The sequence below is a fragment of the Clostridium sp. DL-VIII genome (assembly GCF_000230835.1).
Taxonomy (GTDB): Bacteria; Bacillota; Clostridia; order Clostridiales; family Clostridiaceae; genus Clostridium.
The window spans coordinates 768,477-794,687 of record NZ_CM001240.1; the positions used below are offsets into that span (position 1 = coordinate 768,477).

23 protein-coding genes are annotated in these 26,211 nt (G+C 28.1%); 19 read left to right on the forward strand and 4 right to left on the reverse strand.

The features are described from left to right. The first annotated feature begins 1 nt into the window (after nucleotide 1). The 3 genes from CDLVIII_RS03680 to CDLVIII_RS03690 all read left to right on the forward strand — a co-directional run bounded on the left by CDLVIII_RS03680 (nucleotide 2) and on the right by CDLVIII_RS03690 (nucleotide 3,810). A complete protein-coding gene (locus CDLVIII_RS03680) occupies nucleotides 2-1,012 on the forward strand; it encodes an alpha/beta hydrolase (RefSeq protein WP_009168083.1) in 1,011 nt (336 codons plus the stop codon). Nucleotides 1,013-1,258: 246 nt separating this feature from the next. Next, a complete protein-coding gene (locus CDLVIII_RS03685; RefSeq protein WP_009168084.1) occupies nucleotides 1,259-2,482 on the forward strand; it encodes a trypsin-like peptidase domain-containing protein in 1,224 nt (407 codons plus the stop codon). 182 nt (nucleotides 2,483-2,664) lie between these two features. Further along, complete coding sequence (locus tag CDLVIII_RS03690; protein ID WP_009168085.1) at nucleotides 2,665-3,810, forward strand: ABC transporter substrate-binding protein; 1,146 nt, start codon at nucleotides 2,665-2,667, stop codon at nucleotides 3,808-3,810. A gap of 122 nt (nucleotides 3,811-3,932) precedes the next feature. On the opposite strand, the gene CDLVIII_RS03695 is transcribed toward CDLVIII_RS03690, so the two are convergent. Continuing rightward, complete coding sequence (locus tag CDLVIII_RS03695) at nucleotides 3,933-5,051, reverse strand: glycosyltransferase family 1 protein (RefSeq protein ID WP_009168086.1); 1,119 nt, start codon at nucleotides 5,049-5,051, stop codon at nucleotides 3,933-3,935. Nucleotides 5,052-5,177: 126 nt separating this feature from the next. Between CDLVIII_RS03695 and CDLVIII_RS03700 the strand changes: the two genes are divergently transcribed. Genes CDLVIII_RS03700 through CDLVIII_RS03710 form a run of 3 tightly spaced genes read left to right on the forward strand, consistent with a single transcriptional unit; the run spans nucleotide 5,178 to nucleotide 8,107 of the window. Next, nucleotides 5,178-6,194, forward strand: a complete 1,017-nt coding sequence (locus CDLVIII_RS03700) for a CotS family spore coat protein (protein ID WP_009168087.1) — start codon at nucleotides 5,178-5,180, stop codon at nucleotides 6,192-6,194. 1 nt (nucleotide 6,195) lies between these two features. Then, nucleotides 6,196-7,011, forward strand: a complete 816-nt coding sequence (locus CDLVIII_RS03705) for a spore coat protein (RefSeq protein WP_009168088.1) — start codon at nucleotides 6,196-6,198, stop codon at nucleotides 7,009-7,011. A gap of 58 nt (nucleotides 7,012-7,069) precedes the next feature. Next, nucleotides 7,070-8,107, forward strand: coding sequence for a CotS family spore coat protein (locus CDLVIII_RS03710; protein ID WP_009168089.1), 1,038 nt, complete (start codon nucleotides 7,070-7,072; stop codon nucleotides 8,105-8,107). A gap of 245 nt (nucleotides 8,108-8,352) precedes the next feature. Here the strand turns inward: CDLVIII_RS03710 and CDLVIII_RS03715 are convergent, their stop codons facing one another. Further along, a complete protein-coding gene (locus tag CDLVIII_RS03715; RefSeq protein ID WP_009168090.1) occupies nucleotides 8,353-9,474 on the reverse strand; it encodes a glycosyltransferase family 1 protein in 1,122 nt (373 codons plus the stop codon). Between the two features lie 108 nt (nucleotides 9,475-9,582). Between CDLVIII_RS03715 and CDLVIII_RS03720 the strand changes: the two genes are divergently transcribed. The 10 genes from CDLVIII_RS03720 (at nucleotide 9,583) to CDLVIII_RS03765 (ending at nucleotide 19,080) form a co-directional block, all read left to right on the forward strand. Further along, complete coding sequence (locus tag CDLVIII_RS03720) at nucleotides 9,583-10,581, forward strand: CotS family spore coat protein (protein ID WP_009168091.1); 999 nt, start codon at nucleotides 9,583-9,585, stop codon at nucleotides 10,579-10,581. Between the two features lie 233 nt (nucleotides 10,582-10,814). Further along, a complete protein-coding gene (gene yabG / locus CDLVIII_RS03725; protein ID WP_009168092.1) occupies nucleotides 10,815-11,675 on the forward strand; it encodes a sporulation peptidase YabG in 861 nt (286 codons plus the stop codon). 416 nt (nucleotides 11,676-12,091) lie between these two features. Then, complete coding sequence (locus CDLVIII_RS03730) at nucleotides 12,092-12,436, forward strand: hypothetical protein (protein WP_009168093.1); 345 nt, start codon at nucleotides 12,092-12,094, stop codon at nucleotides 12,434-12,436. Between the two features lie 543 nt (nucleotides 12,437-12,979). After that, nucleotides 12,980-14,080 (forward strand): ABC transporter permease, encoded by a 1,101-nt coding sequence (locus CDLVIII_RS03735; RefSeq protein WP_009168094.1) that lies wholly within the window; start codon nucleotides 12,980-12,982, stop codon nucleotides 14,078-14,080. A 1-nt stretch (nucleotide 14,081) separates the two neighbouring features. After that, nucleotides 14,082-15,323, forward strand: coding sequence for an ABC transporter permease (locus CDLVIII_RS03740; protein ID WP_009168095.1), 1,242 nt, complete (start codon nucleotides 14,082-14,084; stop codon nucleotides 15,321-15,323). Beyond that, nucleotides 15,323-16,030 carry an ABC transporter ATP-binding protein gene (locus CDLVIII_RS03745; RefSeq protein WP_009168096.1) on the forward strand — a complete coding sequence of 236 codons (708 nt, stop codon included), beginning with the start codon at nucleotides 15,323-15,325 and terminating at the stop codon, nucleotides 16,028-16,030. Before CDLVIII_RS03740 ends, CDLVIII_RS03745 begins: the two co-directional genes overlap by 1 nt. Before the next feature lie 101 nt (nucleotides 16,031-16,131). Beyond that, complete coding sequence (gene lepB / locus CDLVIII_RS03750; protein ID WP_009168097.1) at nucleotides 16,132-16,647, forward strand: signal peptidase I; 516 nt, start codon at nucleotides 16,132-16,134, stop codon at nucleotides 16,645-16,647. 200 nt (nucleotides 16,648-16,847) lie between these two features. Next, on the forward strand, nucleotides 16,848-17,522 hold the full coding sequence (locus CDLVIII_RS03755; RefSeq protein WP_009168098.1) for a YiiX/YebB-like N1pC/P60 family cysteine hydrolase: 675 nt from the start codon (nucleotides 16,848-16,850) through the stop codon (nucleotides 17,520-17,522). A gap of 184 nt (nucleotides 17,523-17,706) precedes the next feature. After that, entirely contained in the window at nucleotides 17,707-18,726 is a 1,020-nt protein-coding gene (locus CDLVIII_RS03760; protein ID WP_009168099.1) for a hypothetical protein, read from the forward strand. A gap of 21 nt (nucleotides 18,727-18,747) precedes the next feature. Continuing rightward, nucleotides 18,748-19,080: a hypothetical protein gene (locus tag CDLVIII_RS03765; RefSeq protein ID WP_009168100.1), complete on the forward strand. Its 333-nt coding sequence runs from the start codon at nucleotides 18,748-18,750 to the stop codon at nucleotides 19,078-19,080. 420 nt (nucleotides 19,081-19,500) lie between these two features. On the opposite strand, the gene CDLVIII_RS30545 is transcribed toward CDLVIII_RS03765, so the two are convergent. Continuing rightward, complete coding sequence (locus tag CDLVIII_RS30545) at nucleotides 19,501-19,680, reverse strand: hypothetical protein (RefSeq protein ID WP_144005359.1); 180 nt, start codon at nucleotides 19,678-19,680, stop codon at nucleotides 19,501-19,503. Nucleotides 19,681-19,918: 238 nt separating this feature from the next. Here CDLVIII_RS30545 and CDLVIII_RS03770 point away from each other — a divergent pair, with 238 nt between their 5' ends. Then, on the forward strand, nucleotides 19,919-21,373 hold the full coding sequence (locus CDLVIII_RS03770; protein WP_009168101.1) for a polysaccharide biosynthesis C-terminal domain-containing protein: 1,455 nt from the start codon (nucleotides 19,919-19,921) through the stop codon (nucleotides 21,371-21,373). 87 nt (nucleotides 21,374-21,460) lie between these two features. Here the strand turns inward: CDLVIII_RS03770 and cooS are convergent, their stop codons facing one another. Then, the gene (gene cooS, locus CDLVIII_RS03775; protein ID WP_009168102.1) at nucleotides 21,461-23,380 is read right to left on the reverse strand and encodes an anaerobic carbon-monoxide dehydrogenase catalytic subunit; all 1,920 of its coding nucleotides are present in this window, start codon (nucleotides 23,378-23,380) and stop codon (nucleotides 21,461-21,463) included. Between the two features lie 383 nt (nucleotides 23,381-23,763). On the opposite strand from cooS, the gene CDLVIII_RS03780 reads away from it, so the two are divergent. Continuing rightward, nucleotides 23,764-24,006: a Veg family protein gene (locus tag CDLVIII_RS03780; protein ID WP_009168103.1), complete on the forward strand. Its 243-nt coding sequence runs from the start codon at nucleotides 23,764-23,766 to the stop codon at nucleotides 24,004-24,006. A 485-nt stretch (nucleotides 24,007-24,491) separates the two neighbouring features. Then, complete coding sequence (locus CDLVIII_RS03785) at nucleotides 24,492-26,054, forward strand: SPOCS domain-containing protein (protein WP_009168104.1); 1,563 nt, start codon at nucleotides 24,492-24,494, stop codon at nucleotides 26,052-26,054. Nucleotides 26,055-26,211 lie beyond the last annotated feature (157 nt).

Genomic DNA, 26,211 nt, shown 5'->3' on the forward strand with positions numbered 1-26,211 from the left:
CATGAAGTTTTTATCACATTCTAATGGAATGCATACAGTTGAAAAAAACAAAATTAGCAAGGGAAGAATTTTTAAAAATTGCATTATCTTTATTGCTCTGCTTATTGCTTTTGGGTTTGTATCACAAATTATAACTAATATGATAGATAACTCAAGATTAAAATCAAGATTTAAATATGTTAGAATAGATGGAAGAAAATTGGAATATAAACTTAAGCCAGAAGGGGATTATACTGTGGTCTTCGACGGAGCTCTAGGAGCTACCATGTATGAATGGGATGAAGTCTGCAAGACATTAGAGGAAAATAAAGTCTCAACTTTTACATACAATAGAAGAGGATATGGTTTTAATGATGGAACAGATGTTAGAACTCCGGAAGAACAAGCAAAAGATTTGAAACTTTTGCTTAGAAAAGCTGGTGCGCCAGAACCATATATTTTAGTTGGCGAGGAATATGGAAGTTTAGTCACTACAAACTTTATGAATTTATATCCAGATTCTGTAGCAGGAGTTGTGTTAGTTGACCCTATATCGGAAGAAAAAATGCAAACTAAGGAATTTAAAGATAGTATTAAGGGCCCTTATTATAGAAGCAGCTTTGAAGCAGTTGGTTCAAACTTTAATTTAACTGCATTACTAAGTAAAATGGGGCTTACCATGGAAAATAAAACCTTTGAAGAGCATATAAGTAATGATGAATTAGAGGAATTTAATGGGCTCAAGAATAAGAAAAATTATAAGCAGGCAGTTTCTAATGAATTAGGGAATTTATATAATGGAGCATCTAATAGTCAGACGGCTGGATTGTTAGGAAATAAACCATTATATGTAATAAGTAATAATGAAGAAGATCCGATTCAAAAAATAGGAAATTCAGATTATACAACAGTATATAAGGAAGATGTAGATGGATCACCACTTTCGGAGTTGGATCCAGATGCAATTGTTGATGGTGTAAATAGTGTTATAAAGGATGCAAAGAAATTGGCTAAAAAGCAGCAGGCAAGTTAACTCGTAGATATCTTTAAATTAGATACTTGGATAAATGAGGTTACAATGAATATGAATTCTATAAAAATTTATATTTAATTATCTATTATTGTCATTTGTTTGACACATAATAATTTTATACTAACACTATAGAGTTACTACTATAGTGAATTTGAAATATGATTTCATATTTTTAATTTATAAAAGTTCAATAACTCAATGTTGATAAAATAAATTACTTATTAGTATAAATTAGGAGGGAAATATATGAATAATGATGAAAAATTTATTGATGTAGAATCATTACCAGTGGATAAAGCACAACAAACTGACTGGGAAAATTCATTTCAAAATAATAATAATATTTATGTAGAACCGAAGAAAAAGAAAAGAAGAGGCATACGAGTACTTGGAAAAATTGCCGGGATGCTATGTATTACAATATTGGGGGGCGCTCTAGGAAGCGGAATTACTTATACATTAATGAAATCTAACAATATGGGCGCCACTAAGCAAATTGTAAGTACTATTCCACAATCTTTTTCATCAAGTTCATCTGATGCAATGTCAGCAGCAGATGCGTTCAACAAGGTAGCGCCAGCAGTTGTTATTGTTTCAACTAAAGGAGTAAGTGATAATGGATTCATGGGTGGAGAAGTAGATGGAATGGGATCGGGTTTCATAATAAACACTGATGGATATATAATAACTAATTATCATGTAATTCAAGGTGCTAAAGAAATTACAGTAACCTTGAGTGACAATACTGAAGTAAGTGCATCTGTAGTAAACTATGATCAAGGAAAAGATCTTGCAATGCTTAAGTTAAAGGACGGTACTAAGGTCCCAGCAGTTGCAGAACTTGGAGATTCTGATGAAGTTTATCCAGGAGAAGAAGTTATAGCTATTGGAACACCTCTTTCAAAGAACTTTGCTCAAACTCTTACTAAAGGTGTTATAAGCGGAAGTAATAGAACAATAGATACTCAAAATGGAGAAAGCGTAAATTTGATTCAAACTGATGCAGCCATTAATCCAGGAAATAGTGGAGGACCATTAGTAAATGCAAAAGGGCAGGTCATAGGAATAAATTCTATGAAGATAGGTTCTCAAGCAGCTGGAGATGCTGGTGTTGAAGGAATAGGATTTGCAATTCCTATAAATGAAGTAAAAAACAAGATTGATGCTTTATCAAAACCTATATTAAATTTGGGTATTCAAATAAGAGCAATTGATAGTGATACAGCTAAAAAATATAGTTTATCAGAAGGCTTATATGTAGCTTCAGTTGATGAATTTTCACCAGCTGAAAAGGCAGGAATAAAAATAGGTGATATTATTGTTAAGTGTGACGGAAAAGAAGCTAAGACATTTGATGAACTTAAGGACATAAAAGACAGTAAAAATGCAGGAGACACTTTGAATATAGAGGTAATAAGAGATAAGAAAACTGTTGATATTCCAGTAGTGTTAGAAGAAAGTAAAAATTAAGAGTATAATAGTTAGGATTACTACAAAGCCAGTAATCCTAACTTTTTTTATTTATAAGAATATAAGAGTTTATTCTTTAAAAGTTTAGGAAAAAGTAGTAAAATTAATGATAATGACGTTAAGGCACAATTAAAAATAATAGAAATACATGAAAAAATAAATTCTATTTAGAGGTATGGTACATGAAAAATAAAATAAAATATTTTGTTCTGTTTTTGTGCATTTCAATAATAGGAATAGTAAGCATTAACTTATTCCAGACTAATAAAGAGCAACAGGTTAAGGGAAGTATAAAACTTCTGGTAAATGAGGATTCTTATGATTACTTGGCTGAATCTGCAAATAATTTTATGAAGCAAAATGATAAGACAACTATCATCATAGAAAAAGCTGAAAATTATGATGATGTATTAGAAAATATAAATGAAAATAGTAAAACAAAAATTCCTAATATAATACAGATTGACAGGTTTAATTTTCAAAAATTAAAATTTAACGATGAAGGCTATTATAATACTCAAGATAAGCTTTTAGATGATTATATTAAAAATTTCTCCAAATATAGAGTGGCTCAAGTTAAATATGACGATAAATCAGCTGGAATACCGTTAACTTCTAGGCCTCTAGCTCTTTATATCAGGGAGGATATGCTAAAGGATTATGGATATCAAAGAGATAGTATAAATACTTGGGATGATATTATAAGAATCGGTCAGGATATTTATACAAAGAGCAATGGAAAGATAAGTATAATAAATGCTACAGGGCAAGATTACGAAGATTTAGTGGATTTATTAACTATGGAGATGTTAAATGATAGCGAAAAAAATGCAGGTGAAATAGAACTACAAGTTCAAGCTATGATTAAGAAATTAGAGGATAATAATATTTTAAATCTAAAAGATGGAGGAGAATTTCTAGCAAGAATATCTTCTAATAATGCAATGAGAGAAATAATTGGGATAGATGAGAAGTGTGAATGGAGTATAGGAAGTGTGCCAAGTATTAAACCTGGAGGAAACAAATTTTTTGCAGCAGAAGGCGATAATCTATTAGTGCTAAATCAAAATAAGGATAATGAAAAGCTTATTGAAAGGTTTATAACTTATATAATAACAAATAATGATGAAGCTCTTAAGTATGTACAAGATGGAACGTTCTTTTCAAGTTACCTATACACTTACAACAATAAAGAAATTGAAAATCCAGTAAAAAATTTTATTGGTCAGAGTCCACTTGTAGTTTTAAGCAATATTGAAGAAAAAGCTCCGGAGATTACTGATTACGATAAATATGTGAAAGTAAAACAGAAGCTCATAAATCAGTAAAGTAAATTGTGTGAAATTATGAATAACTGAAAGAAGGATACCACTCTAAGCAATTATGGTATAGAGTGGTATTCTTTTATTGTAGATGGATAAATCAGAGAGCATGAGAAGAAGATATAACATTAGTTTAGTAGTTTCTGGTAAGCATTTAATGTATTTTGAGCAGTTTTTGACCAAGTGAATTGAAGGCTTCTTTCATAACCTTTTTTACTTAGATCAGTTTTTAAATTTTCATTGTTTAAAAGGGTAACTAATGCTTTTTCTAATTCATCTGTTTTATATGGGTTGATTAAAATTGCATTATCTCCAGTTACTTCTGGAATTGAAGTTATATTTGAAGTTATTACAGGTGCTTTGCAGCTCATAGCCTCTAGTGGTGGAAGGCCGAAGCCTTCGTAAAGAGATGGATAAACAAATGCATCACAGCCGCTGTAAAGAACGGGTAATATATCATCGTCTAAATATCCACAGAAAATGATATTGTCTTGCAAGTTATTATCCGTTACAAAATTAAAAAGTTTCTCGCCTTCATCTTTTAATGGACCGCCAAGTAATAGTTTGTAAGGTTTGTTAAGGTCTTTATAAACTTTACTGAAAGCTTTAATTAGACCTAAAACATTTTTTCTTTGACTGAATCCACCAATATATAACGCATACGGATCATCAATGCCAAAAGTATAGTGAACATATAATTTACAAGTATTTTTATCTAGTGGTTTAAAATTATCATTTGCAGCAAGTGGTGTGACAAATATTTTATCTTCAGGATAAGAACTGAAAAATTTAAGAATATCTTTTTTTGAATACTCAGAAACAGTTAAAATTCCAGAGGAATTAGAAATTATATTAGGCATATCACGTAGAAATCTTTCTAAATAACTTTTGCCAACAGTTTCAGGCATAATATATGGAATTAGGTCATGTATTGTAACTATAGTTGGAATTTGAGTATCAAAATCAAATCCTATTCCATTCTGAGGAATATGATATAAATCAACATGAAGTTTATTCAATATACTTGGAATATAATATTTCTCATAGAAACCGCCATGCCTACCAGAGGAATATACTATATTAGCATTTTTTTTGTTAAAGTTCTCATTAAATTTTCCTAAGCAAAATAAAGTGAAGTCATCATTTGAATTACACGAAAGAATTTCTGATATAAGGTTATTTGTATAAGTACCAATACCAGTTCCTTGATGTAAAGTGGCACTGCGAGCATCAATGGCAATTCTCATATGAACACCTCAATAAATACATATATATTACAAGGTATTAATATATTTTAATTTTTGTGAATCTAAATCACAATAAATTATTTATAAACATATAATAAAATAAATAATGGCTGGTAGGAAAGTTTTATGGAGAATAATAAAGAGATACTTAAAATTAAGGGCTATATTGAAGAAAATTATAGCTTGAATGTAGATTATATAGAGAAAGTAAAGAACAGTTATAAAATAATTACAAAAGATGAGAGATATTGTTTAAAAATAATTAAGTATCAATTCTCTCATTTTTATTTTATCTTTTCTGCTATGAAACATCTGCATAAAAGAGGATTTAAGGACATTCCAGAGTTTATTATGAATAAAGATGGTAAGGAATATGGAAGTTTTGGAGGAAAATATGTATATTTAACTAAATGGATTCCTTCAAGAGAGAGTAATTATGATAACCCTTTAGAATTAGCTATAGTAGCAAGTGAACTTTCAAAGATTCACAAATACAGTGAGGGTTTTACATTGGAAAAGGAGATGAATCCTAGAATTGGATGGTTCTCCTGGCCACATGTGTTTAAGACACGAAAAAATGAAATACTAGATTTTAAAAATAGAATAAATCAGAAAGCATATAAATCAAATTTTGACTTATTATATTTAGAGAGTATTAATGCAGAAGTTCGGAGGGCAGAAAAAAGCATACTAGGTCTTCAAAAAAATAATTATGTAAAAATTATGGAGGAAGAGGTTTTTACGAGAAGATTTTGTCATCACGATTATGCCCATCATAATGTTTTGATAGACAGTAATGAAAATATTAATGTTATAGATTTTGATTATTGCATATTAGATTCACATCTTCATGATTTATGTTCTCTATTAATAAGAGCTATGAAAGATGGAAAGTGGGATGATGAGAGGTCGGATTTGATATTAAATGCATATAAAAAGAATATGGAAGTAAGAGAGGATGAATTACCTTTGATAAGGGAATTTATGAGATTTCCTCAGGCCTTTTGGCAGATAGGATTGCAAGTATATTGGGAGCAGCAACCTTGGGGAGAAGAGTTTTTTCTAAATAAGCTGGAAAAGTATTTAGATGATTGTGAGATTAGAGAAAAGTTTATTAATAGTTATTTTAATGGAGGAAGTTAATATGGATGAATTATCATTTGAGGAATGGTTAGGTATTAAGGGAATAACTATTATTGGACATCACTTTAGTTATGATAGGAATATAAGTAAAAGTGATATTATTTCTCAAATTAATTTGATTGTAGAACTTCATAAAACGTTATTAGGCTGTAATTTTAATGAGATTAGCAGAATAAAAAGTATAATAGGCAGGGAAATTGAATCTTATAAAGTTCAAATAAGAAGATTACAAAAGCATTATGACTATATATTTAATAAGACTTGTGAAAATGAAGTAGAAAATTTTATTTTATCAAATGGAAAGATAATGCTTACCCAAGCTATAAATGTATTAAAATATATCGATGAACATGATTATTTTGGAGTTATTAGACGGAGCATGAATAGAAATGAAATCTGCCTTGGCAAAGTTGATAAGAATAATTTGAGAAAAAATAGGGATAAGATTGAGATTGGAACAGTTAAGGCAATGACATACAATTTAGTAGAGGAAGATTTGTATAATTATATAAAAAGATTACAAAGAAAACAGCTTGATATAGATGAAGAAGAGCTATTAAAAGTATTTGTATATCAATCACACTTATCATATAACAGCATTGATTATTTAAAGGGATTACTTAGTTACCCAAAAGATTTCCTGAAAATGTGGGAAAGGTATAGAAATAGTCGAAAAGAACATATTTCTAGCATATACCATACATTAAATATAAACGGTATGAAATGTACAGAGAATGAGAAGGTAAAAAATGATGCAGAAGTATTATTAGAGCTACAGAGAAGTTTAAAGTATGAAAGTAAAAGTTTTATCGTATAGGTATCAATTCATAAAGAATTATCGTGATATCTAAAGCTTAGCTGTTAGGAGGAAAAATATGAATAAAACTAAGTATTCAGAAAAAAAATATTTATGCGATTATGATTTGAGTTTGAGTTTTTTTAATGAGATGGGAATAAAAGTAAATGATGTTGTTCCACTTAGAAAAGTGTTTATGATATATACAGATGAAGGCAATAAAATCTTAAAGAAAGTAAATTATGGAGAAGATAGAATAAAACTAATAAGTGATTCTTTGGATTATGTAAAAAAAAGTTATAATAATGTAATAACTTATAAGAAGTTTAAGGATAATTTAAGCTATAAAAAGTGGGGAGACAATATATATATTGTCATGGACATTTTAGATGGAAGAGAGGCATCCTTCACTAATCCAGTGGAAATTAATCTTTGTGCAGAAAATATAGCTTTAATGCATAAAGCTTCTAAAGGTTTAAGAAAATACTTGGAGGTCAAATATAATAAAGACTTTTTAGATATATCATTAAAAGACAAGCTAAAACAAGCATACGATGAATTACTTTGGATGAAGGATTTAGTAAATAGTTATAAATATAAAAATGAATTTGATATGTTATTTATTAATAATGTAGATAAGTATTTGATAGAAGTTAAGCAGGTGCAAGAAGCTATTGAAAAAAGTAAATATGACGATTTAAGAAAATCAGGTGAGACCGTTTGCCTATGTCACAATGACTTAGCGTATCATAATTTTTTAACTAAGAATAATGAAGTAAATATAATAGATTTTGATTATATGACTTTAGATTTAAGAATAATTGACATATGGGGGTTTATAATAAAATGTATAAAGAATGCGGGTTTTGATATAAATAAAATGTTAACGTGTATTGATGGCTATGAAAAAATTTCAATATTGAAGCAAGAAGAAAAAGAATTATTATACATTCTTATTAAGTTTCCAAGAGATTTTTATGTGATCTCAAGAGATTATTATTATAAGAGAAAAAAATGGGATTATGAAGTTTATTTAAATAGATTTGAGACCAAATTAAATAATGAGGAATTTCGATATGAGTTTATAAAAGCTTATGAAAATAAGTTTCTTTCATGAGATATATTGGATATATTAAATTTGAATATAATATGAATTAATAGAGATTATATGAGTATTTAATATATGATGTTACGAAAATTTTGCTAAAAGCACTTAAATAAAACGGTATTTTATGTACAATTTGAAATAAATATTTATTAATTAAAGTAAGTATGCAAAAAATAGGAAGTTCGTATGAACTTCCTATTTTTTAAGAATAATTAGTAAAAAATTTCATAGAGTTAATAATAAGGATTCAAGAATTAAGAATTTAATATTGATTCATAAGCAGATATTGTATTAATGGCTGTTTTATTCCATGAAAAAGTTTTGCTTCTAGTTAAACTTTTTTTGACCATTGTTAGTCTTAGCAAGCTATTATTTAGCACTCTATCTATATCGTAAGTTAATGAGTCAATATCATTAGGATCTATAAAAAGTGCTGACTCATAACAGACTTCAGGTAACGACGTAACATTAGAAACTATTACGGGGGTTCCGCAAGCCATAGCTTCTATAGGTGGAAGTCCAAAACCTTCATAAAAAGAAGGATAAACTAATACTTCAGTAGCATTGTAAAATAATGGCATATCTTCAATGGGAATAAAATCAGTAAAAATCACGTTATTAGATACATTTAATTCTTCTGCTCTACTCTTATATTTACTATAAGAAGGACCTTTTTTACCTGTAATTACAAGTTTGAAGGTGTTTTTTAGTTTATTTGAGAGATTTGAATATGCCTCAATTAAACCTATGATATTTTTTCGTGGACTGAAGCCACCAACATAAAGTATAAAGTCTTCCTCTATTCCATATTTTTTTGTGATTAAAGCTTTTGATTCACGTTTACTCATAGGTTTGTAAATATCTTGAGCAGCAAGTGGAGTTACATAGATATTCTCAGAAGGAAAATTAAATTCTTTAGCAATGTCATTTTTAGAAAAATCAGAAACCGTAATTATGCCATCGCAATTATCCAAAATTTTAGGTAATTCATCATTAAATATTTTTAAATATCTATCGCTAACAGTTTCAGGCATTCTTAGTGGAATTATATCGTGTAAGGTTATAACCTTTTTACATTTGATGTTTTCTGAAAGCCCAACTCCATTTTGTGGAACATGATAAAGCTCTATATCAGCGTTATTTAAGATATTAGGAACATTTATATCGTCCCAAAAACTATTAGTAGGTGTTGATTCAACAAGTTTTGTTGTGAAATTATTTTTTAAATCATTTAAAGAGTCGCATTGTGGCATGAAAATTAAATAATTATTCTGAGAATCAACATTGCTAAGATTTAGTATTAATTGTCTAGTATATGTGCCTATTCCAGTGCCCTGGTACCACTTTGCAGCCCTGCCATCTATTCCTATTTTCATTAATAAACCCTTTCAAAGCATTTGTCTTAATCTATTATATTAAAAGAATATAAAAAATGTTAATAAAAGAAGTAATATCCTCATATAAATATACAGGAGGTGAGAAGTATGATGAGGGAATTTGAAATAGAAAGACAATTTAACATTAAGATAGAAAAAATGAAAGCTAATAAGGGAGTGTACTATCTTAAAACAGATAAAGGCGAAAGATGTTTAAAGAAGATAAATTATGGACCTCAAAAATTATTATTTGTATATGGTGCTAAAGAGCATTTAAGGAAAAATGGTTTTAATAATTTAGATAAATATTATTTAAACATAAATGGAGAGCCTTATGCATTAGTTAATGAAGACTTGTATACTTTATCTGAATGGTTAGAAGGAAGGGAATGTGACTTTCATAACATAGATGAAGTAAGGATTGCTGCTAAGACTTTAGCTAATCTTCATGAAGCATCCAAGGGATATGATCCACCAGAAAATTCAAAGTTAAAAAGTGATCTTGGTAGATGGCCTCATTTAATAGAGAAGAGGATTAAATCTTTGGACAAGATGAGGGAGATGGTAAGAAAAAAGAGCATAAAAAGCGATTTTGATATGCTATATTTGAAGTCTATGGAGTTTTATAAGGAAATTGGAAAGAAATCATTGCAAGTTTTAAATGAATCGGATTATTATGAATTATGCATGATTGCAGAAAATGAAAAGAGCTTTTGTCACCATGATTTTACTTATCATAATATAATTCTAAGCAATAATATGGATGTACATGTTATAGATTTTGATTATTGTAAGAGAGAAGTTAGGACTTTTGATATAAGTAATTTTATGATAAAGGTTCTAAAGAGAGTTGAATGGAATATCGAATTTGCCATGGCTATTATAGATTCATATAATTCGGTATCTAAATTGAGGGACACAGAATATAAAGTATTATATGCATATCTTGAGTTCCCACAAAGATATTGGAGGCTTGCAAATAGATATTACTATAATGAAGTGAATTGGGGACAAAGTACATTTGCTAGTAAATTGGAATCTATAATAAATGAGAAGGAAAAATATTTAGATTTCTTGGAAAAGTTTAAGAATGAATATAAAATATAATAAGCATAAATTCAAGTGGAAAAGCTGCCTTATAAATAATTAAAAAAATTATTTAAAAGGCAGTTTTCTGCTGTGCTTAGAATTAAATAGGAATATATGATTAAACATAAAAGATGAGTTGATGAAAAATATTCAAGGAAACCTTGGACCTGTTATTTATTTTAATGTGCCTAAGAAACCTTTAATAATCTCTGCCATATTATAAATTATGAAATAATTAATGGGAGAAAGTAATGGACATTGGAGATATAGTTGTAAGAAAATCTTATAATAAAGATGTTACTTTTAAAATAATTGACATTAAAGAGAAGAATGGAAGTGAAAATATTATTCTTAAAGGCATTAATATAAGAATAATAGCAGATGCGAGCTTAGATGACCTTGAATTAGCTGATGAAGACAGCGGTTCCCAAGATAGAATTTTAAATACAAGAGTAAATGAAGCAATAAAGAAAGCTATGGTACTTCGAGGTGATTTTAGAGATAAAGCTGAGAAGTCTACTAAAATAAAAGCAAAAAATGAATTGATGTTTGGGAGGCCGGGAAAAATACTTCATGTGGATGGCGACAGCGAGTATATGGAAACTTGTCTAAAGGTATATAAGCAATTATCTTTAGATGCAGTTGGCAGGGCAATACCCGAGAGGGAGCAACCTGAAGTAATAGTAGATCTAGTAAAAGAAATAAAACCAGATATAGTGGTGCTAACAGGCCACGATAGTGTATTAAAAGAACCGAAAGATTATTTGAGTTTAGATAATTACAGAAACTCCCGGTACTACCTAGAATCAGTTAAAAACTTAAGAAATTATAATTCAAGTTATGATGAATTAGTAATATTTGCAGGAGCGTGCCAGAGCTGTTATGAAAGAATATTAGATGTAGGTGCTAACTTCGCTTCAAGTCCTAATAGAGTTTTAATTCATTGTCTGGATCCTGTATTTGTGTGTGAAAAGATTGCTTATACGAGAATAGATAAAATAGTTTCAATAACAGATGTGATTGAAAATACAATAACAGGAATAAAGGGTGTTGGGGGATTACAGACAAGAGGAAAGTATAGGGAAGGATATCCTAAATCGCCTTATATTTAAATATATCTGTTCTACTAATTAATATAAATTTTATTGACATATAAAAATAGTGACTTATCCTATTGAAAACAGATAAGCCACTATTTTTTATAAAGTGATACAAAGCTGATTTGAATTTAGTGATATTCTTTTGAATTAATTGGATACTATATTTGGCGAAAAGTCAATACTATTAGCTTAAAACATATATTTTTACACGTTAAAAGAATACTATTGAAAATAGTGCTAAAATAAGAATAAAATTTACATTTAATACTTTATTTTGGTATTTTAGTTGAAATTAGGATTACTTTATTTAAGTATTATGATAATATGTGTTTTGTAAGTAACTTAATGGTTACATTATTAAATTATTTAAAGATCTTTATATTCCAATGGTAAAATACAAATAAAGAATTAAAAGGGGAGAAAATAAAATGAAGAATAAAATGTTAACACTAGCACTTGCTGCATTACTTGTAGCAGGAACTGCAATTCCAAGTATGGCAAAGAGTATAGGCGAAGGGGATCAAGGGAAACACACATATTCACTTAGTGGTAAATATTCAGGTGAATATGGTTTAAAGAAAACTTTTGATGATGATACTTATGGATTTTCATGGATAGACACTGATAATAACTCTATATCAGAATGGAGTGCGGTAACAATAGGAGATACATCATATCCAGAGAAATATGGATATGGTTACGCTCAAGCATCACAGAGATCTCAACCTGGTGATCAAATTGTATCAGAAGATCATGGTATTGGGCAAAGATAATATAACTATAATTTAAGTGGAGATAGCTATTAAAATATAAATAATATTAAATTCATTTTAAGACTGTTTATCTTAAGTAATATAAGGGTTCGCCAACAAAATAATAAACTCATGGTTGAAAAACTATCTTTATTAATTATAAATCTCAGAAACTAGGTAATTTACTTCTTAATATACTTCCAGTAAATACTTAAACGAGATCTTTAAATAATTACCAAAATAAAATTAAAAAAATTGTTTTTTACCATATCATAAAGTAGTTTTTTATTGTATGGATCAGTATGGATTTTATTAGAAATGTTGGTGGACCTTAACATTAAGTATATAACAAAAATATAATAAAATCTATGTATTCTTAATTAATGAAAACCTTATGAATACATAAGTAAAATTATGAATTATTCAGTTCTTCATAATTTTACTTATATAATTATAAAATTAAATATAGGAAATAAAATGTTTATGAGTGCATAAAGCAGGAGAAGTTCTTAAGAACTAAAACACTATTTAAATGTGCAAATTTTTATAAAGGAGATACATAAAATGAGTTTCATTAGAGCATTACATAAGGAAACTAGAAAATCTAAATTCGTTGTATTAAGTATTAGTAGTATACTTCTATTTGTAATTATAATAACTGGTAACATAAACAAAGCTTATGACAGCATATTAGAGTTTGAGAATCAGTTTACAAACAATGCTATTGGAATATCTTTTAATAATGAATTAAACAATCAAGATATATTAAATAGAATTTCAGCTATACAACAAAATAAAGATGTAATAGTAAGATTTACTTCTAAAGTGTTTGATTATGATTCCAACTATATTGGAGATTGTAATTGTGAAGGAATATATTTTGGTAAAGACTTTAATAGCGCATACAATTTAATTTCAGGAAGATTTTTTAATAAAGATGATTTTAAGAAAAATAATAATTTGGTTGTAATCGGAAAGGACATGCTAAAGTACACTAAGACTGAAGGTGAGAAACGTTATTTATTAAATGGAGATACTGAATTTGAAGTAATAGGTGTTGTGGGAAAAGAGGGGATATCAACAATGTATGATGATAAAATCATATTTAATTTAAGCTATATTTTTAATAATAAACATTTTGTGACCAAAGATCTTTGGTCAGTAGATAGTGAAAATTTATCAAAACAGCAGCTAACAGACATAGTTAAAAAAGTTGATGAAAATATTAATATTAAAGGAACAATAATAGGAAAAAGACCTAATCCATTGCGGGATGCAATTACTAATTCTAAAGAACTAATAATAGGAGGGATCGGGATAATCTTTTGTGCAATCTTTACATTATTTATATCATTGCACAATTGGCTTGACCTTATTAAATTGGAAATAGGCATTCGTCAATGTAATGGAGCTACAAAAGATAACATTATGATTATTATATTAAGAAGGTATTTGATTTATTCATGTATATCATTCATAACATCATTATTGCTATATTATTTACTGCATATTATAAACTTTGGTGGATTATTTGATTATAAAATTAACTACTTAAATTTATTATTTAGCGTAGGTACAATGATATTTATAGGTTTTTTTACTATAATAATTTCTTTACACAAAATTTCAAAAGTTGAAATAGGCAGATTAGTGAGAGGGAGATAGTATGAAATTTAAATATATAATAAAAGAATTAAAAAAGAATATCATATTTACATTAATATTAGTAATTCAGCTGACTGTCATGTTCTCCATTCTATATAGTCTATTTCAGGTACAAAGTGTTACTAAAGCTGAAGCTCAAAAAGTAAATAATTATTTTAAAGACAAACAGGTGTTTACAATTAGAAGAGTGAGCTCAGAAGATAGGATGGTTTCAAAAACTAAAGCGAGTGAAAATGAATTAGAAAGTATTGCAGAAAACTTAATAGATTCGAAAGATTTCATATATACTAGCCAAGCTAGTTATATCATAATGATGCCAGTTATAAGTGAGTGGAACAAATTTGCTAGATGGTCCGAGCTTTCTGAAAGTGATGAAAGTACTTATTATGCAGCTAATCATCTAGTAATAAATAAGAATAATTTAAAACAATTTAATATAAAAATAGCATCTGGAAGAGATTTTAATGATGAAGAGTATAGTTTAAAATATGATCAAAAGATAATTCCAGTAATATTAGGATATGATTATTCTGAGTTTTATAAAGTGGGAGATATTATAAAATCTTTTCCAGATGGAAAGTCTCTTGAAGTAATAGGAATATTAGAAAAAAATCAATATATGCCTTGTGACATGATGGAAATTGATCGATATGCTAACTTGGATGATTATATATTAACCAATACATATTGTTATGATGATTACAGTACGATGTATAATGGACTCATACAACCTAATTTTATACTTTATGATAACAACAAGTCAGATTCTGAGATAGCTGAGTCTAATAATAACATAAAAAAATTATTCAAAGATAAAGTTGGAATAAACGTTATAATAGAGCCACAAGAAAAAATTATAAATCAAGAGTTAAATGCATCGGAAGATCAATTAAAGGTGTTAAATGCAGCATCGATAATATTGATAATATTCTTATCAATCACCTCTATTATAACTAAACTAAGTTTTATAGATAAAAGGAAAAAAGAGTTTGGGGTACACATATTAAGTGGTGGCACTTTGAAAGATATAGCATCTATGATTTACCTGGAAACTTTTGTGAGCATAATCATAGCTCTTTATATATTTTATATAATATCTGCATATAGGTATGGACATGTAGATTACTTAATTGTCTTTTATATAATTATAATAGCATTGCTTATATCTGTAGTGCTAACAATAGTACCAATAATTAAAATAATGAGGTTTAACACTGCTACACTGGTAAAAGGAGAGGAATAATGAATTTGATTGAAATACAGAATTTGAAAAAAGTATATGGCAATGGTGAAAATAAAGTTGAAGCTTTAAGTGATATTAACTTAAATGTTAAAGAAGGGGAATTGATTGCAATTGTTGGACGCTCAGGTTCAGGGAAGTCAACTCTTCTTAATATAATAGGGACTTTAGATACTCAAACAGAAGGTGAATATTTATTAGATAATAATAATTTGAAAAATATGGGTACGAAGAATTTTTCGAAAATTAGATGTAATTATTTTGGGTTTGTTGTACAGCAGTTTGCGCTGATAAATGACTATACGGTATATGAAAATATAGAAATACCTTTAATATATGCAAAAGTAGGAAGAAAAAAACGTAAAGAATTAATAGATTCCATTACTAGAAAACTAGGTATATATGATAAGTTATATAAAACACCAAAAGAATTATCAGGTGGGCAGAACCAAAGAGTAGCAATTGCAAGGGCTCTGGTGAATGATCCTAAAATTATATTAGCAGATGAACCTACTGGGGCATTGGATAGTAAAACAAGTCAAGAAATAATGAATATTATGAAAGAACTTAATGGTCAAGGGATCACTATTATTATAGTAACTCATGATAAATCAATTTCAAGTGCTTGCAATAGAGTAATTGAAATCAAAGATGGAAAGATCACTAAAGATTATAGTACACAAAATGAATTAGCTCAACGAACTAATTAAATGATCAAAATGAGAAATTATGTTTAATAATACAAAATAAAAATATTGATTAAATAAAAATTTAATCTCTAGAGACGCTTACTTATAAGGGAGAATTAGAAATGGCATTGTTAAAGAAAGCTTTTAAAAATTTAGCATATCCAGTTTTGATTGCAATAATTATTGCATTTGGTACTATTCAATTTTTATTTTTTAAAACTAAGGTTCCTACTATGTCTATGGATCCAACAATTAAGGTTGGAGACAATATTTTAGTAACCAGAATATATAACCTTAACAATATAAAAAGAGGAGACATACTTGTATTTAATTCTAATGAATTGAACGAGCGTTTGATAAAAAGAGTAATAGGTCTGCCTGAGGAAACTGTAAAGATAAAAGATGATGGTAAAGTTTTAATAAACGATAATGAACTTCAAGAGCCTTATGTAAAATACCCAGGAGGAAAATCGGGAATTTTTAAAGTTCCAGAAGGTGAATACTTCTTTATGGGAGATAATAGAGAAAATTCGTACGATGGAAGATACTGGAGATATGGTTACATATCTGCTAAGGACATAAAGGGAAAAGCGCAATTTATTATTTTTCCATTTAACAGAGTGGGATTATTAAAATAGTAGCTATCTCTTTTGACCAATATATTCACTTTCGTATAGTGAACTATTAATTGTATATCATGACAATTATGCATAAGTTATAAAAAGTCTGTAAGCTATTATAAGACAAAACTTTGATTTAGTAAAATATATTGGTGTTCTAGAAAATATAATGCTAAATCAAGTGCATATAAAAAACAAAACAAATTGGGGGGAAATGAATGAAAAAAAATTTTATTATTAAATACACTGTTTTCACACTTTTAGCCGTAGTAAGCATGTCAACAACAGTATTTGCAAAAGAAAATACTGTTACAGATAAGACTAATAAGGAAATGCAACAGATTATAGACAAAAGTAAACATGATTCTGATGAATTAATTAAAAATTGGGACAAACTTAAGGTTACAGCAGCTCCTAAAACATCAAGAGGAATAAATAGCATTAATAGTGTTGACTCAGAAGCTGCACCAAACAGTGTTGGAAGCGCTGGTGATATACTTGTAACTCCAGCCACTGTTTTTGGCACTGGCCCTATTACTGGACATGCTGGAATGGTTGATTTAAATTCAGATCTTACAATTGAAAGTATGACGTCAGGAGGCGTTCGTAGATATACAAATGATTGGAAGACTAGATATACTAAAGCTTTATGTGCTACAGTAAAGAATGCCGATCCTGGACAAGCTGTAGATTATGCAACTAGTAAAATAGGAAGTAGCTACAATTATAATTTTTTAAATAAATGGAAAACAGATAAATTTTATTGTTCACAATTAGTCTGGAGAGCATATATAGAACAAGGCATTGATTTAGATAAAGATGGTGGAAATGCTGTTCTACCAACCGATTTAGTTAGTGATAAAATTGATATTAATTGGAGAACTAATTACTAATTGCTTTGGCATTTTTGTTTGAAAAAATAGTAGACTTTGAATATTTGCAATCCCATATATAACTTTTCAGAACCAAGCTACATAATAGTTTAAATAATAAAATATCAATATAACTATTGATGTAATTTTATTTTAAACTGTAATGTAGTTTATTTTAATTTAAGATCAACACAAGGAGATAAAAATGCTAAAAAATAAACGAATGTATTGCCTCTTATTTATAATTGTAATACTATGTACAAGTTTCATAATATTAAGTAGTAAAGAATCCCCTAATATATGTATTATAAATTCAGATTCTATTGAAAACGATAGTGAAATAGTATATATAGATGAGAATTTTAATATAAAAAATAATATACAAATACCTGCAAGGGACATAATAACAAGTTGTAATAAAAAAGGCACTGTACTATTACCAACAGCGTCAGATAATAAATTATTTGAAGCTGATAAAAATGGAACTGTTAAATCGTCTGAAACTGATTTAGGTGGAAGTTATATAAAATGTAAAGGAAATGAACTATTAACTTTATATAATGTCTCTTTGGAATATAATAGAATTAAATTTATGAACTCCAATTCTGAAGAGAAATTTCTAGATATAAAAGATTCACTTCTTCTATCTGGTGATTTTGATGAACAAAATATTTATATATTAGGTTATAAATTTGATCAAAATAAAGAAGGAGATACATTTCTATTTATTATAGATAAAAATGAATCAAAAATTAAAGAGCAGATTAAATTAATGAAAAACATGAGGATATATGATGTTTCATTAGTTGATAATAATTTATTTATTGGTGTAGATAGCAAAGTAGACTTCTTATTATATTATGATATAAAGAAAGGTAGTTTAAATAAAGTCGAATATAAAAAATATATTAAAGATGGTACGATGGATACTAAAAAGATTCTTCATAATGAGAAATATATTTTCTATTTGTCATTAGATGGAAATGTACTGCAATTAGATAGAAAAAATTTGAATATTATAAAAAACATTAAACTAAATAATAAAGTAGTTTTAAGTGCTTGTTTATATAAAAGCAAACTATATACTCTTAGTGTAGATATCAATAAAAATAATCAAATAGGTTTAGTTGATGTCTTTGATTGTAATAATCTTGACAATATATATAATTTTTCAGTTGATCCAATAAGAAATACAACTCCCCGAGATATTTTAATATTAAAATAATAATTAAAGGTGGCATAATTTATGAAAAAAATACTTTCGATAGTATTGCCAAGTGTATTGACATATTTATTTATATTTATAGATTCTAATTTCCCATATAGTAAGTGGATTTTAATTGGTATTTATATTTTATTTCCTATTATGTTTATTGTTCAAACTATTATTTCATTTAAATCAATAAAAAATATGTCGCTTGGATTTTTGTTATTATCACTATCTATTATATTACCTATTAACGAATGGTATAAAATGGGCAGCATAATTCCAGCTATAATAGTTTATCTATTATTAGCTGGAATAACATATTTGTTTATAGCAGTTGTAAATATTATTAAAAGAAGGTGCGAGAAATAAATATAATAAAAAAATAATTTTACAAAGAAAATTTGCACAAAGTATAAGAGATATTAAGTAAGTTTAAGAAAAGTTACGTGTTGTTTTAAAAAGCTGTACTTAATTAAAGTATGGCTTTTTTGTAGTTTATAGAATAGCAGAAAATTAATATTGGAAATGTTATTTACAAAGGTAGTAAGGATAATAAAATACTGAACAAAAATATGCAAGAACTTAAACTAAGGCGAATACAGGAAGAAGATATAAGGTAAATCCTAATATAAAGTTTAAAGAATTAGAAGAGTGGAGATTTTATTAATATTGAATTATTAAATACCCAGTAAGTAATCACCAAAGTGTTTCAAATCAGCATTGAGCTTATCACGGACATTTTTTATTGAATTAGGATTGGGAGATATTTCACTTAAATCCCAAGCCTAATTAGAGGATAAGCGATGAAATATTTTTAATTTCTAATATGATACTTTGTTTCTTTTTATTTATATCAATAATAGATAATTTAATTTCTTCAACTTTATTAATCATTGTTCCAATTGTCTTTAGTATATCGGTAAAGATTCCTTGAGTTTCATTTACAGCTAAGTCTTGTTCAATTACCACATTTTCTGTAGAATTTATTGCACTTACAGCTGTATTAGATTTTTCTTATTTAGTTAATAATTTTTTCGCATCAGGATTGTTAGATGTGAGAATAGTAGAAAATAAATAGGAAAATTTTATTTAGAATTCATAATCAGATTGGTTTTCCATGTTATATTTGGGAATTTGACCATAATGGGCAATAAAGATATAATTATACCATTAAAAATAATCCATAATAGGATAATGGAGGAAAATTATGTCTAAGTCAATTTCAAAGAATGCTCTATTTAATGCAATATTAAATATGTGTAATTTAATTCTACCGATAATAGTAACACCCATTGTAACTGGAGCATTAAGTATTGAAGAAAACTCATATATTATTCAAGGAGAAACCTTTAATACTATATTGCTAGCTTTTGCAAGTTTGGGGGTCTATCAATATGGATTAAGAGAAATAAGTAAGATAAGGGATGATAAAAAGAAGCTTAGTCAAACTTTTACTGGATTGTTCGTAATAACCGCTGTTTCAACTACAGTAGTATTTTTGGTATATATGGTTCTTTTATTTGGATTGTATAGAAATAATGCGGCATATTATACCTGCGTAATTTTAGGACTTAATATAGTTTTTAATCTGTTTTATGTAGAATGGGTTAATGAAGCTTTAGAAGACTATGAATTTATAACTGTTAAGACAATGATAGTTAAGATAATATATTCAGTAATAGTTATATTGGTTATGAGGAATAATGATAATTTACTATTTTATATATACTTAGGAGCAGCAATAAATATAGTAAATAACTTGCTGAGTTATTTTTATGTTAAAAAGAAGATAAAATTTGATTTTTCTAATTTTAAAATAAAAACATATTTAAGACCAATGCTGATTGTAACAATGCTCTCTAATACAGGACTACTATACACTTATAGTGATAGAGCACTTATTATTAAGTTTGGTTCAGATGGAGATCTTTCATGTTATGGAATAGCACAAAAAGCAATGATCATAATTAATGCATTAATGCTTACGATAATCCAAGTTACAACGCCACGACTTTCAAATAATTTAGGAAATGGCAGTAAAGATAATTATAGTAGGCTGCTTAATAGAATTATTAAGATTTATTTTTTATTTTTATTTCCAGCATCTATTGGCTTATTTTGTGTATCAAAACAAGTTATGTGGATATATAAACCTGAATTTGTTCCATGGGCTTCATTGATGTCGGTATTTTCATTATATATGCTGACAGTAGGGGTTCAAGGAGTAGTTTCAAATCAAATAATATACTTAAATAAAAAAGAAAAAGAAGATGTAAAGATATTTTTTATAGGTGGTATATTTAATTTAGTAATGAATGGAATATTGCTGCTCACTAATACTTTTTCAGGAAAAAATTCTCTTATAGCAACTATGATTTCAAATATAATAGTAATAATATTAGAATATAGAATTGTTAAAAAGCAGATAAAATTAGATATACATTTATTTTCCTTTGAAAATATCAAGTATTTTTATTATTCCTTGTTATTTATTCCTATAACTTTTTTGATAAACCATTCTATATCCAGTATGATTGTTTCGTGTACACTAGATGTAATTATCTGTGGAATATTATATCTAATAATATTATTAGTAACTAAGGACGCTGTATTTTTTGAAGTGTATAATAGAGCAATTAGAAAATTAAAAGTTTTAATCTAATTACAATGTGTATAATAAAAAAATTAAGACTAGATGGTTAAGAAAGAACATTCTTATTTATCTAGTCTATACTTTATATTTAGAGAATTATTTTAAATTCATTCTTTTTCTTTTTGCAATTATATGAGCTTCAATATTTTTTGCAACTTCAACAGGATCATCGCCTAGTGCTATTTTACCGCCAGTTACATCTTCTGCTTTTTGAGTTAAGAGTTCTACTAACTGTGGAGCTCCTGTCATAAAAGGTGTAGGAGATAAGTGAGTATATGCACCATAAGCTAATGCAAAAATTCCATCTATAGTTGCTTTTTGTTCCATCCATTCAGGAGCTGTAACAGCTATTGGAAGATCAGATACATCGACATCTAAGTGATCTGCGAGGGCGGTAACCAGCATAGATATTCTTCCAGTGTCAGTGCAGGTTCCGAAACTTAGTACTGGAGGAATTTTTAATAGGCTACAGACTTCTTTTAATCCCTCACCAGCTATTTCATTAGCAGCGTCAAGCGTACAAAGGCCAGCAACTTCAAGGGCATGATTTCCACAGCCGCCGCATACCACTAATATATCTCTTTTTATAAGCTCTTTTGTAAGATTTATTGTCATCCAATCCTGCGGACCATTTCTTAAGGTTGAACAGTTTGCAAGAGCAACAACTCCTTTTATTTTGCCAGCGGCTATTACATCTACTAATGGATCAAGTTTATTTCCAATAGTTCCGAGTACAGCTTCAGTTGAAAAACCAGCAATTGCTTTTTGTATTTTCTTAGGAACCATTGGAACTATGTTTCTTTCTTTTCTCTTCTTAAAGTTTTCTATTCCAAGTTCAATTAATTTGTCAGCCATCTTATCAACTTCAAAAGGCTCATAAGGGATTTTGTACTTAACACCTGGCAAATCTATTATGGTACTTACAGATACTAAAGTTATTTGATATTTTTCAGCATACATATCTATAGCAGGGGGAGAACAGTTTTCCTCCATTGCAAAAACATCAACGGTACCAGTAGCGAGTAATGGTTCAATGGTGAGCCAGTTACCCATGTGACCTATAAATACATCATCAACCTCAAATCTTTGCAATAGCTCTTGACCAGTTTCAATAGAGCCTACTATTCTAAGTCCTTTTGCCCCAGCAGCTTTTGCTTTTTCTTGAATTTCAGAGGTCCTTGCTTTTAATAGAGTTGCAACTCCAGGCCATGGCTGATGACCGTTAAATACTATGTTAACGTAATTAGGGTCCATTATTCCAAGGTCCATATTAACTTCATGTGGTTTAGGAGTTCCAAATAGTATGTCTTGAACCATTTCAAGTCCTATTTGAGTATTATAAATTGTGGCGATTCCAAGTCTAAGAGCTTTCATTGCTAAAGAAACATGACTACCATCTACATTTGTAAGGCAGCTGGCTACACAATTTTGTTCCTCATGAACTGTTCCTGCTGGATAAATAGCGAGCTTTTTCCATAATTCTTTTCTTTTTTTAGGTGCAAAAGCTTCTACCATTATATTTCTATCTTCTGAATCAACCCTTTGTTGATCCTCAAGTAACACAGCTAATTCAATTGCCATATCGTTAATCTGCTTGCTTGTATCTATCCCTACTTTCTCACACATCCACTTAAGTTTATCCACATCAGTAATTTTAAATGGAGTTTTTCCCTCACCAGTGGCCTTTAATGTTCTAAAGGCCTCATAAGCATGATGACTGTAAGTACCAGCCCCCATTATGTTTTTTAAAAGAAAGTTTCTCATTGCCATACCATTTGCTTCTATTCCACATACACCTTTATCCTGCCCAGTCTTTTCGCTTATTCTACATGGACCATTTGAACACAATTGACAGCTTAAACCCTCAAGACAAAATTTGCATCTAATTTTTTCTTGTAGTGCGTATCGGTCGAATACATTAGACATTTTATCTTCTCTAATTCGTTTTAGCATTTCTTCAACAGAATCATGATAACTTGCTCTTCCTTCAAATTTTTCTAGTGTCTTTTCACTCATAAAATTTCCGCTCCTTCAATATAAAAATAGATTTAATGATTTGAAACATTTATCAATTACAAACATCAAATACTAATTTTCCCTATAGAAGGATTAATTATGTATTTGAATCAATCTATTTGCTTTACTTGAGAGGAGTCTTAGATTAAATATCTGAAGAAATAAGACCAAAATTAGTGTGAAATATTATTTTTATATTAAATTAGAGATAAAGGGAATAATAATTAAATAAATACAGATAATAAAATAAAATAGCTTAAAAACATATATAATTGGAAAAATGTTTACATTGACAATGTGGTACTATAAATGATAAAATAGTTGTTTTACTTGACAATTAAAGCTTTTTAATATATAATGTAATATGAAAGAGGGTGTTTATTATGGAAAAAGTCAAAACTATCGCTTCCATTAAAAATGATATAGAGAGACATATAGGGCAGAAAGTTACTCTAAAAGCTAATGGTGGAAGAAAAAAGATTTTAGTTAATGATGGCATAATTGAAAGTGTATACCCAAGTATTTTTGTTATTAGATTAAAAAATGACACCCAAAGGACCGTGACTTATAGCTATTCAGATGTATTAACAAAGACTGTACAATTGGTATTTCCATCTAGAATATAAACTTCGATTAAATCGGAGTTTTTTTTATATAAGAACAATTTAAAAATATAAACATGAAAAAGTGACCGAAAATTAGAATATACTACAATAATTTTTTATATTAGGTATTTTTGTAGAAGTTAATAGAAAAGACTGTAAATAATTCATGATGAATAACATAAAATTCTATAATAAGACGAAAATTCTTATTATTTTATGAAATTATATAAAATAAAAAAGAAAGATGGTGGGTTTCCATCTTTCAACTATGGTATAAAAGGGTATTGAGAATTTATGAGAGGTTATATGGTCAATAACCAATTACTATAATACGACAAAAAAATATATATGTCAATAAAAAAATAAAAAAAATTTAAAAAAGTTTTTACATGGATTTTACAATGCTTTTGTCTAATTTCCATATTAAATGTAAGAATATATCTATCATAAACTTATGGTAATACGTATATAAATAAATAATAGGAATTTTATGGAGGTATGGAAATATGGCAGACATGGATATTGTAAAGGAAAATGTGCAATTCGAACAATTGCTTAGGGAAAATAATACGAATACAGTTTTAAAAGATGAATATCTGATTCCAGATACACATCCGGATGTACAAGAAATACTAACTATTGAAGCAAGACCAATGATTGTTAATAAAGAACTTATTGGAGATAAAATGGTAATTGAAGGAAAGGTAGAGTATACAGTAATATATTTAGCTAAGGAAGATGGACTTGCTGTAAATTCAGTTAATTATAATCAAAATTTCACAAACAATATTGATTTAAATCAAGGAGAAAACAAAGTTTTTTGTGAAGCTGATTGCAATGTTGAACATATTGAAGCGGCTATAATGAATGAAAGAAAAATATCTATTCAAGGGGTAATTGCTATTGGATGGGAACTTTATAAGAGTAATGAATTTGAATTTGTAAAGGATATTGAAGGTAGTGATGATGTAGAAATTTTAAAGAATACAGAAACAATAAATAAAATTAGTGCAGCTGAAGATATGGAGCTAGTTGGCAAATCCATGATTAGAGTTGGAATGGATAAACCACAAATAAGCAAGATATTAAGATGTTCATTATTATTGCATAAAAGAGAAATAAAAATTGCGGAAGATAAGGTTTATCTTGGATGCTACTGCAAATTGAATATTTTATATAAAGGTGATGATTCTAAAGATATAATTCCTTTAGAAGATGATATTTATTTATCAAAGGAAGAAGAAATTGAAGGAATTACACCTGATATGATTCCAACAGTATCTTATGAAATATCAAATAATGATTTAATGTTAGAGGAAGATGATTTAGGAGAAGTCAGAATTATAAATAATGAATTTGTAGTTAAGGCAGGCATTAAGATATTCTCTAAGGAAAACATAGATACAATTAAAGATGCATATTCTACAAAGTGCTCTCTTGGACTTCAAAAAGATGAGCATGAAGTTGGAATCCTTCATGGAGTAAATAATTCAGAATCAACAATTAAACACAATATTCAACTAAAGGAAAATAATTTAAGGCCAGAACATATTATATTTGCAAGCGGAACAATAATATTAACAGATAAACAGGTTGTGAAGGATAGAATTGTTGTAGAAGGAATTATTAAAGCAGATGTATTATATAAGACGAACGATGATGAAAGATATTTAGCAAGTATCAAAGCTGAAATACCATTCTCATCAGCAATTGATATTTTTGGTGCTGATGAAAATATGAAATGTATAACAAAAGGAAATTTAGAAAACATAGATGCAGCACTGGAAGGGAATAGTATAGCAATAAAAGCTACTATAGTATTATCAGGTAAAATTTTGTATGAGATGAATAAGGAATTTGTTACTGATATAATTGAAGAAGAGGGAGAGATTCCAGAAAAAAAGGCAAGTATAACAATTTATGTTGTAGGAGAAGGAGATAATTATTGGAACTTAGCTAAAAAATATAATACAACAATTGATAAGTTGATTAAAATAAATAAAATTGAGGATCCAGAACATATTGAAGTAGGACAGAAATTAATAATTCCAGGAAAAGCAATTTTTTAAAAAAGCATAGAAGATTCATATTTAGAGAGATACTTAGAAAACATTTTTTAGTTTTTTAGGTATCTCTTTTTATTTAAGAAAAATCAGATGATTTTCTGCTTTAATTTGGTGCTTACAATTTCCCACTTGTAACTAGTAACATCTGTGGTTATTTTTT

Excerpts from the sequence above, each read along its gene's own strand:
- yabG (WP_009168092.1), top strand. The coding sequence starts at position 10,815 with ATGGACATTGGAGATATAGTTGTAAGAAAATCTTATAATAAAGATGTT.
- lepB (WP_009168097.1), top strand. The coding sequence starts at position 16,132 with ATGGCATTGTTAAAGAAAGCTTTTAAAAATTTAGCATATCCAGTTTTG.
- CDLVIII_RS03730 (WP_009168093.1), top strand. The coding sequence starts at position 12,092 with ATGAAGAATAAAATGTTAACACTAGCACTTGCTGCATTACTTGTAGCA.
- CDLVIII_RS03690 (WP_009168085.1), top strand. The coding sequence starts at position 2,665 with ATGAAAAATAAAATAAAATATTTTGTTCTGTTTTTGTGCATTTCAATA.
- CDLVIII_RS03715 (WP_009168090.1), bottom strand. The coding sequence starts at position 9,474 with ATGAAAATAGGAATAGATGGCAGGGCTGCAAAGTGGTACCAGGGCACT.
- CDLVIII_RS03755 (WP_009168098.1), top strand. The coding sequence starts at position 16,848 with ATGAAAAAAAATTTTATTATTAAATACACTGTTTTCACACTTTTAGCC.
- CDLVIII_RS03705 (WP_009168088.1), top strand. The coding sequence starts at position 6,196 with ATGGATGAATTATCATTTGAGGAATGGTTAGGTATTAAGGGAATAACT.
- CDLVIII_RS03770 (WP_009168101.1), top strand. The coding sequence starts at position 19,919 with ATGTCTAAGTCAATTTCAAAGAATGCTCTATTTAATGCAATATTAAAT.
- CDLVIII_RS03710 (WP_009168089.1), top strand. The coding sequence starts at position 7,070 with ATGAATAAAACTAAGTATTCAGAAAAAAAATATTTATGCGATTATGAT.
- CDLVIII_RS03720 (WP_009168091.1), top strand. The coding sequence starts at position 9,583 with ATGATGAGGGAATTTGAAATAGAAAGACAATTTAACATTAAGATAGAA.
- CDLVIII_RS03780 (WP_009168103.1), top strand. The coding sequence starts at position 23,764 with ATGGAAAAAGTCAAAACTATCGCTTCCATTAAAAATGATATAGAGAGA.
- CDLVIII_RS03765 (WP_009168100.1), top strand. The coding sequence starts at position 18,748 with ATGAAAAAAATACTTTCGATAGTATTGCCAAGTGTATTGACATATTTA.
- CDLVIII_RS03745 (WP_009168096.1), top strand. The coding sequence starts at position 15,323 with ATGAATTTGATTGAAATACAGAATTTGAAAAAAGTATATGGCAATGGT.
- CDLVIII_RS03735 (WP_009168094.1), top strand. The coding sequence starts at position 12,980 with ATGAGTTTCATTAGAGCATTACATAAGGAAACTAGAAAATCTAAATTC.
- CDLVIII_RS03700 (WP_009168087.1), top strand. The coding sequence starts at position 5,178 with ATGGAGAATAATAAAGAGATACTTAAAATTAAGGGCTATATTGAAGAA.
- CDLVIII_RS03740 (WP_009168095.1), top strand. The coding sequence starts at position 14,082 with ATGAAATTTAAATATATAATAAAAGAATTAAAAAAGAATATCATATTT.
- cooS (WP_009168102.1), bottom strand. The coding sequence starts at position 23,380 with ATGAGTGAAAAGACACTAGAAAAATTTGAAGGAAGAGCAAGTTATCAT.
- CDLVIII_RS03680 (WP_009168083.1), top strand. The coding sequence starts at position 2 with ATGAAGTTTTTATCACATTCTAATGGAATGCATACAGTTGAAAAAAAC.
- CDLVIII_RS03785 (WP_009168104.1), top strand. The coding sequence starts at position 24,492 with ATGGCAGACATGGATATTGTAAAGGAAAATGTGCAATTCGAACAATTG.
- CDLVIII_RS03695 (WP_009168086.1), bottom strand. The coding sequence starts at position 5,051 with ATGAGAATTGCCATTGATGCTCGCAGTGCCACTTTACATCAAGGAACT.
- CDLVIII_RS03685 (WP_009168084.1), top strand. The coding sequence starts at position 1,259 with ATGAATAATGATGAAAAATTTATTGATGTAGAATCATTACCAGTGGAT.
- CDLVIII_RS03760 (WP_009168099.1), top strand. The coding sequence starts at position 17,707 with ATGCTAAAAAATAAACGAATGTATTGCCTCTTATTTATAATTGTAATA.